Below are 14560 nucleotides of genomic sequence, written 5' to 3'. Positions count from 1 at the left end.
TCGGGGAACGCCCCCACGAAGAGCGGGAGTCGTGAGGGTCGCCCCTTACGGGACCGGAGCGGTTCGGTGGGCGTCGCGCAGCGCGCACAGGACGTCGACGCGGTTGGTCGTGATCGAGTCGACGCCCAGGGCGCGCAGCCGGCGCATCGTGCGGCGGGTGTCCGGGGTCCAGGCGGACAGCAGCAGGCCGTCGGCGTGGACGCGCTCGGCCAGGGCGCGGTCCACCAGCCCGAACCGGTAGTTGAGCCACCGCGGCCGGACCGCCGCCAGGAGCGCGGGCCGGGGCGGGGCCGCCGTCGTCCAGGTCATGGCGATCTCGGCGGCGGGGTCGGCGGCCCGCACCGCGAGCATCGCGGCGGCGCCCGCCGTGTAGTACACGCGGTCCCGCGCCCCGCACTCGCGCACCACGTCCACGATGCGCCGGACCGCCCGCTCGCCCGGCCCGCCCGGCAGGTCGAGCATCAGCCGGCTGCCGTCCGTGGCCGCCAGCGCCTCCGCCAGCGTCGGCACCCGGCCAGCCGTCAGACCGCGCACCTCCTCGGCCGACAGGGACCGCAGCGGCCGGTCGTGCCGCCACAGCCGCTTCAGCGTCTCGTCGTGCAGCAGCACCGGCACGCCGTCCCGGGTGAGGCGCACGTCGGTCTCGACCGCGTCCGCGCCGCGGTCCAGGGCGGAACGCAGCGACTCGATCGTGTTCTCGCGGTGCCGGTAGGGGTCGCCGCGGTGGGCGACGGCGGTCAGGGCGCGCGGGGTGTCCATGGTGGGGGCAACTCTCGGTGGGCGCGGTTCTCAGGAGGCGAGCCAGGCGGCGGTGTACGTGTCGATCTCGTCGATGATCCGTGCCTTGCCCGGCGCGTCGAGGAACGACGCCTCGACCCCGTTCTTCGCCAGGCCGGCGAGGCCCCGCTCGTCGAGGCCCAGGAGCCGGGCGGCGACGGCGTACTCGTTGTTGAGGTCGGTGCCGAACATCGGCGGGTCGTCCGAGTTGATCGTGACCAGGACGCCGGCGCGGGCGAACTCCTTGATCGGGTGCTCGTCCAGGGTGCGCACCGCGCGGGTGGCGATGTTCGAGGTCGGGCACACCTCCAGCGGGATGCGCCGCTCGGCGAGGTGGGCGAGGAGCTTCGGGTCCTGGGCCGAACTGGTGCCGTGCCCGATGCGTTCGGCGCCCAGGTGGGTGAGGGCGTCCCACACCGTCTGCGGCCCCGTGGTCTCACCGGCGTGCGGCACCGAGTGCAGGCCCGCGGCGATCGCCCGGTCGAAGTACGGCTTGAACTGCGGGCGGGCCACCCCGATCTCGGGTCCGCCGAGTCCGAAGGAGACCAGGCCCTCCGGACGCAGCCGGTCGTCGGTGGCGAGCCGGGCCGTCTCCTCGGCGGACTCCAGACCGGCCTCGCCCGGAATGTCGAAGCACCAGCGCAGTACGGTCCCGAACTCGGCCTCGGCCGCCTTGCGCGCGTCCTCGATCGCGTCCATGAAGGCGCCCTCGTCGATGCCGCGCCGGGTGGAGGAGAACGGCGTGATGGTCAGCTCGGCGTACCGCACCTGCTGGCGGGCCATGTCCCGGGCCACCTCGTAGGTGAGCAGCCGGACGTCCTCCGGGGTGCGGATCAGGTCGACCACGGACAGGTACACGTCGATGAAGTGCGCGAAGTCCGTGAAGGTGAAGTAGTCCACCAGCGCCTCGGGGTCGGTGGGGACCTTGGAGTCGCGGTGGCGCGCGGCCAGTTCGGAGACGATGCGCGGGGAGGCGGAGCCGACGTGGTGGACGTGCAGTTCGGCCTTCGGCAGCCCGGCGATGAAGGCGTGCAGGTCGCGCGGGACGTCGGGGTCGACGAGATGCTCGGTCAAGGGTTCCTCCCCGGGGCGGCGCCCGGGCCGCGCGCGGCGGCGGTGGGGCGCGGGTGATCGGCTGATCGGTCGTTCGGGGATCATCGTAGGCCGGTCTCACGCCCGGCGGCCCGGGACCGTAGCATGGCGGGCACGAACGACCCCGGGGGGACGAGAGATGACGGACGCGATACGGCCCGACGGGGATCCCGCCGGTGGTCACGACCCCTGGGCTCCCCCGGAGAGCGGGCCCTCGCTGGACAAGGGTGCCGGCGCCGGACCGGCGCAGGAGCCGCCCGCGCCGCCCGCCTCCGACACACCGCCGCCCTGGCAGCCACCGCCCGGCGTGCACGACCAGGCCACGGTCACCTCGATGCCGGGCGCCGGATACACCGCGCCCGACTCCGCGGTGCCGCCTCCGCCGGTCGCGCCCGACGGTGCCGGTGCGCCGGTCGGGTACGGCTATCCCGGGTACGGCCAGGGCTACGGCTGGCCCGGCATGCCGATGGCCCCGCAGAACGGCATGGGCACCGCCTCGATGGTGCTCGGCATCCTGGCCTGTGCGCTGTTCTGCATGTACGGCGTGGTCTCCCTGGTGCTCGGCGTGCTCGCCATCGTCTTCGGGGTCAAGGGCCGCCGGAAGGCGGAGGTCGGCCTGGCCAACAACCACGGGCAGGCGCAGGCCGGCTTCGTCATGGGCATCATCGGTGTCGTCCTCGGCATCGCCGTGATCGTCCTGATCGCCGTCGGCATCACCGCCGCGATCAACGACGACTCGTACTACGACGATCCCTACTACGGCTCCTCGCGCCCCGCGCCGGTCTCCGTGACGGCGGAAAGCTGAACACCTCCCCCCAGCAGTGCCTCTACGATGTCAAGCGCCAACGAGGGGAGAGCAGTTCATGTCGTACTCCAATCCCGGACCCGGGGGATACGGGCCGCCACAGCAACCGAGCCAGCCGCCCGCCGGGGGCTACGCCTACCCGCAGTCCGCGCCCGGCTACGGCTACCCGAACCAGGGGGCGTCCTACCCGGCCGCCCCGCCGGTGGGATATCCGCAGGCCCCGGGCTACGCCATGCCGATGCAGCCGAGCAACGGCATGGGCACCACGGGACTGGTCCTCGGCATCATCGGCGTGGTGTGCAGCCTGACCTTCTTCCTCTGGTTCTTCGGCGTGATCCTGGGCATCCTCGGGATCATCTTCGGCGCGGTGGGCCGGGGCAAGGCCACCCGGGGCGAGGCCACCAACAAGGGCGCCGCGACCGCCGGTCTGGTGCTCGGCATCACGGCCACCGTGATCCTGCCGCTGCTCGGCTTCCTCGCCTTCGCGAGTCTGATGAGCGTCGCCTGAACCCTGCCGTGCGGGAAGGGGGCGGCCCTCGGGTCGCCCCCCTCGCCTCCTCGCCCCCTCGGCCGGCTCGGGTGCCGCACGGCGGACATCCGGGTGTCGTCGCTCAGCAGGCGTCCGCGCGCAGCCGCTCACGGGCCGCCATCAGCGCGAAGCCCAGCAGATTCGGCCCCCGCCAGCGCTCCGGGTCTCTCGCCGCCTCGTCGTCCGCGGCCAGACCGATGCCCCACACCCGGTCCACGGGGCTCGCCTCCACCAGCACTCGGTCGCCCGTGTTCAGCAGGAACTCCCGCAGCGCCGGGTCCGAGGCGAACTTGTGGACGCTGCCCTCCACCACGATCCGGAACCGCTCCCGCTCCCACACCGTCTCGTCGAAGCCGCGCACCAGCCGGCCCGCCTTCTTCGCCTCGGCGGGATGAGCGGCCGCCAGCACCCGCCGCTCGGCGTCCGGGTCCGCGAAGAGCCGGGCCTTGCCCGCCATCATCCAGTGCTCGGCCGTCCGGTACACCACCCCCGCCACCGTGAACGGCGACGGCCACCACTGGCTCAGGCAGCTCGGTCCGAGTCTGCCGTCGGGGAGCGGCCGGTGCCCCCAGAAGCACAGGTACTTGATCCGCTCGCCCGCGCGGACCCGCCCGATCAGCGCTTCCCGGTCCGTGCCCGCCACCGCTGCCCCCGTGATCCTCTCCATGCACGCGAGTGTGGCACGCGCCACTGACACTCCGTCCGCCCTTTTCCGTGGCGACTCGACACCTGGTCGACAGATTCCGTCGCGTAACCAAATGGCAACAACGGAATCACTTGTTGGAGGCCTACTGCTCTGCCAGGATCGGCACTCACATCGAGCCTGAGCCACGCCGGCCCCCGTCACGGGGAGACCGAGGAGAGCCGACATGCACAACCCGGGCAACGCCACCCCGGACCGATTCCCGGCCCAGGACCGCTTCGCGGACGGGGCCCAGTACATCGCGGGCCGCCTGACGAAGGGCACCTCCGGACGCACGCACACCGTCGTCGACCCGGCCACCGGCGCGGACGTCCTGACCTACGAACTGGCCGGCCCCGACGACGTCGACGCGGCCGTCGCCGCCGCGCGGGCGGCGTTCTCCGGCTGGGCCGGCGCCACCCCCGGCGAGCGCTCCGACGCCCTGCACCGGTTCGCCGCCGTCCTCGCCGACCGCGCCGAGGACTTCGCCCGCGCGGAGTCCCTGCAGTGCGGCAAGCCGCTGAAGCTGACCCGTGAGTTCGACGTGCCGGGCACGGTCGACAACGCGGCCTTCTTCGCCGGTGCCGCCCGGCACCTCCAGGGGCAGTCGGCGGGGGAGTACTCCGGCGACCACACCTCGTACGTGCGCCGCGAGCCCATCGGCGTCGTCGGCTCGATCGCGCCCTGGAACTACCCCCTCCAGATGGCCGCCTGGAAGATCCTCCCGGCGATCGCCGCGGGCAACACCATCGTGCTGAAGCCCGCCGAGATCACCCCGCTCACCTCCCTGATGTTCGCCCAGGCGGCGACCGAGGCCGGCGTCCCGGACGGCGTGATCAACATCGTCAGCGGCACCGGACGGGAGGCCGGCGAGCACCTCGTCGCTCACCCCGACGTGGCGATGACCTCCTTCACCGGGTCCACCGCCGTCGGCAAGCGCGTCGCCGAGGTCGCCACCGCCACCGTCAAGCGCCTCCACCTGGAGCTGGGCGGCAAGGCCCCCTTCCTCGTCTTCGACGACGCCGACCTGGACGCCGCCGTCAACGGCGCGGTCGCGGGCGCGCTCATCAACACCGGCCAGGACTGCACGGCCGCCACGCGCGCGTACGTGCAGCGGCCCCTGTACGAGGCGTTCGTCGAGAAGACCGCCGCCCTCATGGACACCGTCCGGGTCGGCGACCCCTTCGCCCCCGGTACCGACCTCGGCCCGCTGGTCAGCCACGTCCAGCGGGACCGCGTCGCCGCCTTCGTCGACCGCGCCCGCTCCTACGCGCGCGTGGTGTGCGGCGGCGAGGCGCCCGAGGGCGACCTGAAGGGCGGGGCCTACTACCGGCCCACCCTCGTCGCGGACGCCGCCCAGGACAGCGAGGTCGTCCAGTCCGAGATCTTCGGTCCGGTCCTGGTAGTCCTGCCCTTCGACACCGACGACGAGGGCATCCGGCTGGCCAACGACACGCCGTACGGGCTCGCCGCCTCCGCCTGGAGCCGGGACGTGTACCGCGCGAACCGCGCCACCCGCGAGATCAAGGCGGGCTGCGTGTGGATCAACGACCACATCCCGATCATCAGCGAGATGCCGCACGGCGGGTACAAGGCGTCCGGCTTCGGCAAGGACATGTCCGCCTACTCCTTCGAGGAGTACACGCAGGTCAAGCACGTCATGTTCGACAACACCGCGGTGGCGGCCAAGGACTGGCACCGCACCGTCTTCGGGGACCGATAGGACCGAGAGCCACCACGCCAGGCCGCCGACCACGGCCGACCCACCCGAAAGGGCAACCACGCGCATGGAGCAGTACGAGCCCGACCGCCTGTCCCCGGCCCAAGTGGCCGCCGTGCGGCGCTCACTCAGGAGCGGCAGGGCCGCCCTCACCCGCCGTTCGCTGCTGCGCGCCTCCACCGGCGGCGCGCTCGCGGCCGGCGGCCTCGGCCTGCTGAGCGGCTGCGGCATCCCGGCGGCCGGCAAGACCGAGGGCGGCGTCTCCGCCGAGGACCACTCCAAGGAGGAGAAGCAGGTCCGCTTCTCCAACTGGACCGAGTACATGGACGTCGACGAGAGCGGCCGGCGCCACCCCACGCTGGAGGCGTTCACCAAACGCACCGGCGTCAAGGTCACGTACACCGAGGACATCAACGACAACAGCGAGTTCTTCGGCAAGATCCAGCCGCAGCTCGCCGCGGGCCAGGAGACCGGCCGCGACATCATCGTCCTCACCGACTGGCTGGCCGCCCGCCTGATCCGGCTCGGCTGGGTGCAGAAACTGGACCCGGCCAACCTGCCGCACGCCTTCGCCAACCTGTCGCCCCAGTTCCGCAGCCCCGACTGGGACCCCGGCCGGGCCTACTCCTACCCCTGGCAGGGCATCTCCGCCGTCATCGCCTACAACAAGAAGGCCCTGGACGGCGTCGAGGTGAAGTCCGTCTCCGACCTGCTCGACAACCCGAAGCTCAAGGGCCGGGTCGGCTTCCTCACCGAGATGCGCGACACCATGGGCATGACCCTGCTCGACATGGGCAAGGACCCGGCCCGGTTCACCGACGACGACTACGACGCCGGGATCGCCCGGCTCCAGAAGGGCGTCGACCGCGGCCAGATACGCCGCTTCACCGGCAACGACTACACGTCCGACCTCAGCAAGGGCGACTTCGCGGCCTGTCTGGCCTGGGCCGGCGACGTGGTCCAGCTCAAGGCCGACAACCCGGACATCGACTTCGTCATCCCGGACAGCGGCTACGTCACGTCCAGCGACAACATGCTGATCCCCAACAAGGCACGGCACAAGACCAACGCCGAACGGCTCATCGACTACTACTACGAACCGGGCCCGGCCGCGGAACTCGCCGCCTACATCAACTTCGTCTGCCCGGTCGACGGCGTGAAGGACGACCTGGCGAAGATCGACGAGGACGCGGCGAACAACCCGCTGATCATTCCCGACCAGGCCATGCAGGCCAAGTCGCACTCCTTCCGCTCCCTGAGTGCGAAGGAAGAGACGGCATACGAAGAGAAGTTCGCGAAGCTCACCGGGGCGTGACGACGATGACGACCAACACGACGAAGAACCAGCAAGCCGCGACGGACGGCGGCGGCGACGTCCGCCTCGCCGGCATCAGCAAGACCTACGGCTCCTTCACCGCCGTGCACCCGCTCGACCTGACGGTGCCCCAGGGCTCCTTCTTCGCCCTGCTCGGCGCCTCCGGCTGCGGCAAGACCACGACCCTGCGCATGATCGCCGGACTGGAGGAGCCGAGCGGCGGCACCGTCCACCTCGGCGACCAGGACGTGACCGCGCTGCCGCCCTACAAACGGCCGGTCAACACGGTCTTCCAGTCCTACGCCCTCTTCCCGCACCTCGACATCTACGAGAACGTCGCCTTCGGACTGCGCCGGCGCGGCATCAAGAGCGTGAAGAAGCAGGTCGGCGAGATGCTCGACCTGGTGCAGCTCGGCGAGCAGGCGCGCAAGAAGCCGCACCAGCTCTCCGGCGGCCAGCAGCAGCGCGTCGCCGTCGCCCGCGCTCTGATCAACCACCCCAAGGTGCTGCTCCTCGACGAACCCCTCGGCGCCCTCGACCTCAAGCTGCGCCGCCAGATGCAGCTGGAGCTCAAGCGCATCCAGACCGAGGTCGGCATCACCTTCGTGCACGTCACCCACGACCAGGAGGAGGCCATGACGATGGCCGACCGGGTCGCCGTGATGAACGCGGGCCGCGTCGAGCAACTGGGCGCCCCCGCCGACCTGTACGAGAACCCGCGCACCACCTTCGTCGCCAACTTCCTCGGCACCTCCAACCTCATCGAGGCCGAGGTCGACACCCGCAGCGGCGACGACGTCGTCGTGAAGGCGGCCGGCGACAAGCTGGTGCTGCCCGGCGCCCGCTGTTCCGCCCCGGCGAAGGCGGGCGGCAAGGTCCTGGTCGGGGTCCGCCCCGAGAAGATCAGCCTCACCCACGCGGACGACGCGGGCGCCATCCCCGAGGGCCGCAACCGCATCACCGGCAGGATCGCCAACACCAGTTTCATCGGCGTCTCCACCCAGTACGTCGTGGACTGCGCCGCGTGCCCCGAGTTCGAGGTCTACGCCCAGAACATCGACCGCGACCCCCGCCTCGCGCCCGGCGCCGAGGTCGTCCTGCACTGGAGCCCGGCGCACACCTTCGGGCTCGACGCGGACCAGTCCGTGCTTGCAGGGACGATGGGCGACGCGGGCGTCGCCGAGGGCGAGGCCGCCTGATGTCCACCCTCACCGAGGCACCACCACCGCTGACCCCGACCGCGCCCGAGACGAAGCCCCCGCGCAAACGCGGGCGATGGACGCCGTACTGGCTGCTGCTGCCCGGCATCCTGTGGCTGGTCGTCTTCTTCGCGGCGCCGATGGTCTACCAGGCCTCCACCTCCGTGCAGACGGGCTCGCTGGAGGAGGGCTACAAGGTCACCTGGCACTTCGTGACCTACTGGGACGCGGTGTCCGAGTACTGGCCGCAGTTCCTGCGCTCGGTCGCCTACGCCGCCTCCGCGACCGTGCTCTGCCTGCTGCTCGGCTACCCGCTCGCCTACCTCATCGCCTTCCGCGCGGGCCGCTGGCGGAACCTGATCATGATCCTGGTGATCGCGCCGTTCTTCACCAGCTTCCTGATCCGCACCCTGGCCTGGAAGACGATCCTCGCCGACGGCGGCCCGGTGGTCGGCGCCCTGAACACGCTGCACGTCCTGGACGTGACCAGTTGGCTCGGCTGGACCTCCGGCGACCGTGTGCTGGCCACCCCGCTCGCGGTGGTCTGCGGTCTGACGTACAACTTCCTGCCCTTCATGATCCTGCCGCTCTACACCTCTCTGGAGCGCATCGACGGCCGGCTGCACGAGGCGGCGGGGGACCTGTACGCCAAGCCCTCCACGGTCTTCCGCAAGGTCACCTTCCCGCTGTCGATGCCGGGCGTCGTCTCCGGCACGCTGCTGACCTTCATCCCGGCCACCGGCGACTACGTCAACGCCTCCCTGCTGGGCTCGGCCGACACCGGAATGATCGGAAACGTGATCCAGTCGCAGTTCCTGCGGGTGCTGGACTATCCGACGGCGGCGGCACTCTCGTTCGTTCTGATGGCGGCGATCCTCGCCATGGTCACCTTCTACATCCGCAAGTCCGGGACGGAGGATCTGGTTTAAATGGACGCGCGACGGAGTCGCATATTCGGCACGAGTGTCAACTGGTTCAAGCGCCATGTGGTCGTCATCGCCGGGCTGCTGACACTCGCTTATCTCCTGCTGCCCAATGTCGTCGTCACGGTGTTCTCGTTCAACAAACCGAACGGGCGCTTCAACTACGAATGGCAGCAGTTCTCCACGGACGCCTGGAAGGACCCGTGCGGGGTCGCCGGGCTGTGCGGCTCGCTCTCGCTCAGTCTGCAGATCGCCCTCTGGGCGACGCTGGGTGCCACCGCGCTCGGCACCGCCATCGCCTTCGCGCTGGTCCGCTACCGCTTCCGCGCACGGGGCGCGATCAACTCGCTGATCTTCCTGCCGATGGCGATGCCCGAGGTCGTGATGGCCGCCTCGCTGCTCACCCTGTTCCTCAACATGGGTGCTCAGCTGGGCTTCTGGACGATCCTGATCGCCCACATCATGTTCTGCCTCAGCTTCGTCGTGACGGCCGTCAAGGCGCGCGTGATGTCGATGGACCCACGCCTGGAACAGGCGGCGCAGGACCTGTACGCCGGTCCGTTCCAGACCTTCGTCCGGGTCACGCTGCCCATCGCCGCCCCCGGCATCGCGGCCGGCGCGCTGCTCGCCTTCGCGCTGTCCTTCGACGATTTCATCATCACCAATTTCAACGCGGGTTCGACCGTCACCTTCCCCATGTTCGTGTGGGGATCGGCCCAGCGCGGAACGCCCGTTCAGATCAATGTCGTCGGTACGGCCATGTTCGTGATCGCCGTACTGTTCGTCCTGGTCTCCATGGTCATCGGCAACCGCCGAAATCGCCGCAAGGCATAGAGCATCTCAGTGTGTCTTCGTAGGGAGTTGAAATCATGGCCCCTAGCGCCATGAGCCGCAGCAACGACTGGACGAAATCGCTTTCCGACGCCCAGCCGGTCCCGTACTGGCTGGACGACCCCGGCCGCCCCCGCCCCGAGGCCGCCCTCACCGGTGCCGAGACCTGCGACCTGCTGGTCGTCGGCGGCGGCTACAGCGGACTGTGGACCGCGCTGATCGCCAAGGAGCGCGACCCGGAACGGGACGTGGTGCTGATCGAGGGCCGCGAGGTGGGCTGGGCCGCCTCCGGCCGCAACGGCGGATTCTGCGCCGCCTCCCTCACCCACGGGCTGTCCAACGGCCTCACCCGCTGGCCCGACGAGATCCACCGGCTGGAGGAACTGGGCGCCCGCAACCTCGACGCCATCGAGGAGGCGGTCGCCCGCCACGGCCTCGACTGCGACTTCGAGCGCACCGGCGAGATCGACATCGCCACCGAGCCCTACCAGGCCCGGGAGCTGGAGGAGTGGTACGGGGAGATCCGCGCCAAGGGGCTCGCCGAGGGCATCGAGTACCTGGACGCCGACGCCGTGCGGGAACAGGTCGACTCACCCACCTTCCGGGCCGGCCTCTGGGACCGGCGGGGCGTGGCGATGGTCAACCCCGCCAAACTGGCCTGGGGCCTCAAGCGCGCCTGCCTCGCCCTCGGCGTCCGCGTCCACGAGCACACCCCCGCGCTCACCCTCAAGCCCTACGGTGCCGGCATGGCCGTACGCACCCCTTACGGCGGGGTCCGCACCCGCACGGTCGCGCTCGGCACCAACATCTTCCCGAACCTGGTCCGGCGGGTGCGCTCGTACACCGTCCCCGTCTACGACTACGCCCTGATGACCGAGCCGCTCACCGACGCCCAACTCGCCTCGGTCGGCTGGAAGAACCGGCAGGGTCTCGGGGACAGCGCCAACCAGTTCCACTACTTCCGTCTTTCCTCCGACAACCGCATCCTGTGGGGCGGCTACGACGCCATCTACCCCTACGGCGGCCGGGTGCGCGCCGAGTACGACGACCGCCCCGAGACCTACGCCAAGCTCGCCGGGCACTTCTTCACCTGTTTCCCGCAACTGGAGGGCGTCCGCTTCACCCACGCCTGGGGCGGCGCCATCGACACGTGTTCGCGCTTCTCGGCGTTCTTCGGCACCGCGCACCAGGGGAAGGTGGCGTACGCGGCCGGGTACACCGGCCTGGGCGTCGGCGCGACCCGGTTCGGCGCCGAGGTGATGCTGGACCTGCTCTCGGGGGAGCGGACGGAGCGCACCGAGCTGGAGATGGTGCGCAGGAAACCGCTGCCGTTCCCGCCCGAGCCCTTCGCCTGGACCGGCATCGCCCTCACCAAGTGGTCGCTGGCCCGCGCGGACGCGCAGGGCGGCCGGCGCAACCTGTGGCTGCGCACGATGGACCGGCTGGGGCTCGGCTTCGACAGCTGAGCCGCGCCGGTGAGCGGGTGTGTGACCCGGTTCACCCCAACGAGGCACGACAACCCGCGTAATGCGGCCGGGAGACCTCCCTCTCCCTCGTGACGCACCCCGCGTCGACGAGTGAAAGGGAGGTTTCACATGCCTGGTGCGAAGACGGCGGTCGCGTGGCTGGCATCCGTCGCACCGGATCCCGGGTCCTGCCGCCGGGACTGGGAGCGCGACCCCTCGGGCGTCGCGCTGCTGCCCGCCGGCAAGGCCTGGGACGTGCTCATCCTGCCGAGCCGGCTCGGCTATCCGACCCTGGACGTGCTCTCCCGCGTGCTGGACCAGCCCGGCCCGGTGCTCGCCGACTTCGGCGACGCGCGCACGGGCTTCTTCGTCCCGCCCGGCACGGCGGCCCGCTGGGTCGGCACCGGCATCCGGACCGCCGGGCTCGGCACCTGGATCGTGGTGCCCCACCCCGGTGGACTGTCGACCGGAGGCACCCGCTGGCTGATCCCGCCGGACGGCACCGGCAACCTCACCGATCCCTCGCTGCTGGAGCTGGCGATGCACGAGGCGGCGGCGGCCCTGGCGGGGGAGGAGGGCGAGGCGCGACGGGAGTGACGTGCGCAAGGGGTTGACAACAGAATTGGTCTGGACCAAATTGGGCGCGCTCCACCCTCCCCATCTCCCCCATGTCCGGAGGCACTTGTGGAACGCGCACGCGTACAACGCGCCAGACCCCTCGTCCGTCGCCCCCTCGTCACGGTGCTCACGGCCGCGGCCCTCGCCGCGTCCGGTATGACCGCGCTCACGTCGGCCGCCCGTGCGGCCGACGCGGACCTCGCCCGCAACGGCGGCTTCGAGTCCGCCCTCGACGGCTGGACCTGTACGGCGGGCACGACGGTGACCTCGCCCGTGCACGGCGGCACGGCGGCCCTGAAGGCCACCCCGGCGGGCGCCGACAACGCCCGCTGCGCCCAGACGGTGTCCGTCAAACCGGACTCGCAGTACACGCTCTCCGGCTACGTCCGGGGCACCTACGTCTACCTGGGCGCGAGCGGCACCGGCACCACCGACGTCTCCACCTGGGCCCAGTCCGCCCCCGACTGGCAGCAGCTGACCACCACCTTCCGTACCGGCCCGTCGACCACCAAGGTCACCATCTACACCCACGGCTGGTACGGCACCGGCGCCTACCACGCCGACGACATCTCCCTCACCGGCCCCGGCGGCGAGACGCAGCAGCCCCCGGCGGTCCCCGGCGGCCTGAGGACCGGCTCGGTGACCTCCTCCAGCGTCGCCCTGTCCTGGTCACCGGTGCCGGGCGCGACGGGCTACGCCGTCTACCGCGACGGCGTCAAGGTCAGCACGGTCACGGGCACCTCCACCACCGTGTCCGGCCTGACCCCCTCGACGGCGTACTCCTTCCAGGTCACCGCGGTCAACGACGCGGGCGAGTCGGCGCGTTCGGCCACGGTCACCGCGACCACCGCCCAGCGCCCGGACGACGGCGGCGGCTCCTCCGACCTCCCGGCCCACGCCCTGGTCGGCTACCTCCACGCCAGCTTCGCCAACGGCTCCGGCTACACCCGCATGGCCGACGTGCCCGACAGCTGGGACGTCATCGACCTGGCCTTCGGCGAACCCACCTCGGTCACGTCCGGGGACATCCGCTTCGAGCGCTGCCCGGTCGCCGAGTGCCCGAACGTGGAGAGCGACGCCGAGTTCAAGGCCGCGATCAAGGCCAAGCAGGCGGCCGGCAAGAAGGTGCTGATCTCCATCGGCGGCCAGAACGGCCAGGTGCAGCTCACCACCACCGCCGCCCGCGACAAGTTCGTCTCGTCCGTCTCCGCGATCATCGACGAGTACGGCCTGGACGGCCTCGACATCGACTTCGAGGGCCACTCCCTCTCCCTGAACGCCGACGACACGGACTTCAAGAACCCGAAGACCCCGGTCATCGTCAACCTCATCTCGGCCGTGAAGACCCTCAAGGCCAAGTACGGCGACGGCTTCGTGCTGACCATGGCGCCCGAGACCTTCTTCGTCCAGCTCGGCTACCAGTACTACGGCACCGGCAAGTGGGGCGGCCAGGACCCGCGCGCCGGGGCCTACCTGCCGGTCATCCACGCCCTGCGCGACGACCTGACGCTGCTGCACGTCCAGGACTACAACTCCGGCTCGATCATGGGCCTGGACAACCAGTACCACTCCATGGGCGGCGCCGACTTCCACATCGCCATGACCGACATGCTGCTCACCGGCTTCCCGGTCGCGGGCGACGCGAACAACGTCTTCCCGCCGCTGCGCCCGGACCAGGTCGCCATCGGCATGCCGGCCTCCACCCAGGCGGGCAACGGCCACGTCTCCCCGGCCGAAGTCACCAAGGCCCTGAACTGCCTGACCAAGAAGACCGACTGCGGCTCGTACGCGACCCACGGCACCTGGCCCGCCCTGCGCGGCCTGATGACCTGGTCGATCAACTGGGACCGCTACTCGAACTGGGAGTTCCAGAAGAACTTCGACGCGTACTTCGGCTGACCCCCGGCGGGGTCCGGCCGTCGTCCGGGGTCCGGCTGCCGTCCGGGTTTCGGCGGGCCGCCAGCCGGACCCCGGCGAGCAGCACCACGCCCAGGCACCAGCTCGCCACCACGTCCAGCGGCCAGTGGTAGCCCCGCCGTACCAGCCCGTAGGAGGTGCCCAGCACCAGCACGGCACACAGCACGACCAGCGTCCGGCGCACGGCGGGCGAGCGCAGGAGCGGGAACAGCAGCAGCGCCGCCGTGCCGTACGCGACGACCGCCGTGGCGGTGTGGCCCGAGGGGTAGTAGCCGACCGCGGGCGGCACCGCCGGGGTGCCGGGGCGGTCGGTCCACTCCTTCAGAGGCGCGACCAGCGCCGGCACCAGCGCCATCGCCACCACCCCCGCGAGGGGCGGCACCCACCAGCGGTCCACACCCGAGGCCCGCCCGTGCCACGCCGCGTACACCAGCGCCACGACCAGGACCGGCACGGCCACCTGCACATTGCCCAGGTCGGACAGCAGCTCGGAGATCCGGTCCGGGTGGACGAGCGCCCCGCTCAGCCGCTCGTCCACCCCGACCAGCGGGCCGTCGGCGACGACCTGCCAGGTGATCAGCGCGAAGAGGAGGACGGGCAGCCCGACGAGGGCGGGCAGGGCGCGGGAGCGGGCGGAGACCGGCATGACGCCCAGCTTCGCAGGTCCGCCCTCACGTATTCTCACC

At 71.1% G+C, this 14560-nt stretch carries 13 protein-coding genes and 1 pseudogene; 10 read left to right on the top strand and 4 right to left on the bottom strand.

All coding sequences use genetic code 11. The features are described from left to right. Nucleotides 1-45 precede the first annotated feature (45 nt). Both D1J63_RS09890 and D1J63_RS09885 read right to left on the bottom strand, forming a co-directional pair. Nucleotides 46-759 carry a glycerophosphodiester phosphodiesterase gene (locus D1J63_RS09890; RefSeq protein ID WP_125628617.1) on the bottom strand — a complete coding sequence of 238 codons (714 nt, stop codon included), beginning with the start codon at nt 757-759 and terminating at the stop codon, nt 46-48. Nucleotides 760-789: 30 nt separating this feature from the next. Next, a pseudogene (locus D1J63_RS09885) lies at nt 790-1951 on the bottom strand (adenosine deaminase). A 57-nt stretch (nt 1952-2008) separates the two neighbouring features. Here D1J63_RS09885 and D1J63_RS09880 point away from each other — a divergent pair. Further along, nucleotides 2009-2674: a DUF4190 domain-containing protein gene (locus D1J63_RS09880; protein WP_125628615.1), complete on the top strand. Its 666-nt coding sequence runs from the start codon at nt 2009-2011 to the stop codon at nt 2672-2674. Nucleotides 2675-2732: 58 nt separating this feature from the next. After that, nucleotides 2733-3182 (top strand): DUF4190 domain-containing protein, encoded by a 450-nt coding sequence (locus D1J63_RS09875; RefSeq protein ID WP_125628614.1) that lies wholly within the window; start codon nt 2733-2735, stop codon nt 3180-3182. Between the two features lie 103 nt (nt 3183-3285). Here the strand turns inward: D1J63_RS09875 and D1J63_RS09870 are convergent, their stop codons facing one another. Then, nucleotides 3286-3870, bottom strand: coding sequence for an NADAR family protein (locus tag D1J63_RS09870; RefSeq protein ID WP_206436762.1), 585 nt, complete (start codon nt 3868-3870; stop codon nt 3286-3288). Between the two features lie 202 nt (nt 3871-4072). On the opposite strand from D1J63_RS09870, the gene D1J63_RS09865 reads away from it, so the two are divergent. From D1J63_RS09865 to D1J63_RS09830, 8 genes are all read left to right on the top strand, one after another. Further along, nucleotides 4073-5608, top strand: a complete 1536-nt coding sequence (locus tag D1J63_RS09865; protein ID WP_125628612.1) for a gamma-aminobutyraldehyde dehydrogenase — start codon at nt 4073-4075, stop codon at nt 5606-5608. 64 nt (nt 5609-5672) lie between these two features. After that, on the top strand, nt 5673-6920 hold the full coding sequence (locus tag D1J63_RS09860) for a spermidine/putrescine ABC transporter substrate-binding protein (protein ID WP_125628611.1): 1248 nt from the start codon (nt 5673-5675) through the stop codon (nt 6918-6920). A gap of 5 nt (nt 6921-6925) precedes the next feature. Beyond that, nucleotides 6926-8119 (top strand): ABC transporter ATP-binding protein, encoded by a 1194-nt coding sequence (locus tag D1J63_RS09855; RefSeq protein ID WP_125628610.1) that lies wholly within the window; start codon nt 6926-6928, stop codon nt 8117-8119. Then, entirely contained in the window at nt 8119-9048 is a 930-nt protein-coding gene (locus D1J63_RS09850) for an ABC transporter permease (protein ID WP_125628609.1), read from the top strand. The genes D1J63_RS09855 and D1J63_RS09850 overlap by 1 nt, the downstream gene beginning before the upstream one ends. Continuing rightward, a complete protein-coding gene (locus tag D1J63_RS09845; RefSeq protein WP_125628608.1) occupies nt 9049-9876 on the top strand; it encodes an ABC transporter permease in 828 nt (275 codons plus the stop codon). It abuts the gene before it with no gap. 35 nt (nt 9877-9911) lie between these two features. Beyond that, nucleotides 9912-11339, top strand: a complete 1428-nt coding sequence (locus D1J63_RS09840) for an FAD-dependent oxidoreductase (RefSeq protein ID WP_125628607.1) — start codon at nt 9912-9914, stop codon at nt 11337-11339. 129 nt (nt 11340-11468) lie between these two features. Further along, on the top strand, nt 11469-11936 hold the full coding sequence (locus D1J63_RS09835; RefSeq protein ID WP_125628606.1) for a hypothetical protein: 468 nt from the start codon (nt 11469-11471) through the stop codon (nt 11934-11936). A gap of 87 nt (nt 11937-12023) precedes the next feature. Then, nucleotides 12024-13856 carry a glycoside hydrolase family 18 protein gene (locus D1J63_RS09830; protein ID WP_125628605.1) on the top strand — a complete coding sequence of 611 codons (1833 nt, stop codon included), beginning with the start codon at nt 12024-12026 and terminating at the stop codon, nt 13854-13856. On the opposite strand, the gene D1J63_RS09825 is transcribed toward D1J63_RS09830, so the two are convergent. After that, entirely contained in the window at nt 13795-14520 is a 726-nt protein-coding gene (locus D1J63_RS09825; protein ID WP_164712777.1) for a phosphatase PAP2 family protein, read from the bottom strand. The genes D1J63_RS09830 and D1J63_RS09825 overlap by 62 nt on opposite strands. Nucleotides 14521-14560 lie beyond the last annotated feature (40 nt).

The organism is Streptomyces sp. KPB2, assembly GCF_003950055.1.
GTDB lineage: Bacteria > Actinomycetota > Actinomycetes > Streptomycetales > Streptomycetaceae > Streptomyces > Streptomyces salinarius.
The sequence above is the reverse complement of the archived record's forward strand: the minus strand, read 5'-3'. Positions and strand labels throughout refer to the sequence as shown.

Coding starts and splice junctions, on each gene's coding strand:
- D1J63_RS09890 (WP_125628617.1), bottom strand. CDS start 759: ATGGACACCCCGCGCGCCCTGACCGCCGTCGCCCACCGCGGCGACCCC.
- D1J63_RS09880 (WP_125628615.1), top strand. CDS start 2,009: ATGACGGACGCGATACGGCCCGACGGGGATCCCGCCGGTGGTCACGAC.
- D1J63_RS09875 (WP_125628614.1), top strand. CDS start 2,733: ATGTCGTACTCCAATCCCGGACCCGGGGGATACGGGCCGCCACAGCAA.
- D1J63_RS09870 (WP_206436762.1), bottom strand. CDS start 3,870: ATGGAGAGGATCACGGGGGCAGCGGTGGCGGGCACGGACCGGGAAGCG.
- D1J63_RS09865 (WP_125628612.1), top strand. CDS start 4,073: ATGCACAACCCGGGCAACGCCACCCCGGACCGATTCCCGGCCCAGGAC.
- D1J63_RS09860 (WP_125628611.1), top strand. CDS start 5,673: ATGGAGCAGTACGAGCCCGACCGCCTGTCCCCGGCCCAAGTGGCCGCC.
- D1J63_RS09855 (WP_125628610.1), top strand. CDS start 6,926: ATGACGACCAACACGACGAAGAACCAGCAAGCCGCGACGGACGGCGGC.
- D1J63_RS09850 (WP_125628609.1), top strand. CDS start 8,119: ATGTCCACCCTCACCGAGGCACCACCACCGCTGACCCCGACCGCGCCC.
- D1J63_RS09845 (WP_125628608.1), top strand. CDS start 9,049: ATGGACGCGCGACGGAGTCGCATATTCGGCACGAGTGTCAACTGGTTC.
- D1J63_RS09840 (WP_125628607.1), top strand. CDS start 9,912: ATGGCCCCTAGCGCCATGAGCCGCAGCAACGACTGGACGAAATCGCTT.
- D1J63_RS09835 (WP_125628606.1), top strand. CDS start 11,469: ATGCCTGGTGCGAAGACGGCGGTCGCGTGGCTGGCATCCGTCGCACCG.
- D1J63_RS09825 (WP_164712777.1), bottom strand. CDS start 14,520: ATGCCGGTCTCCGCCCGCTCCCGCGCCCTGCCCGCCCTCGTCGGGCTG.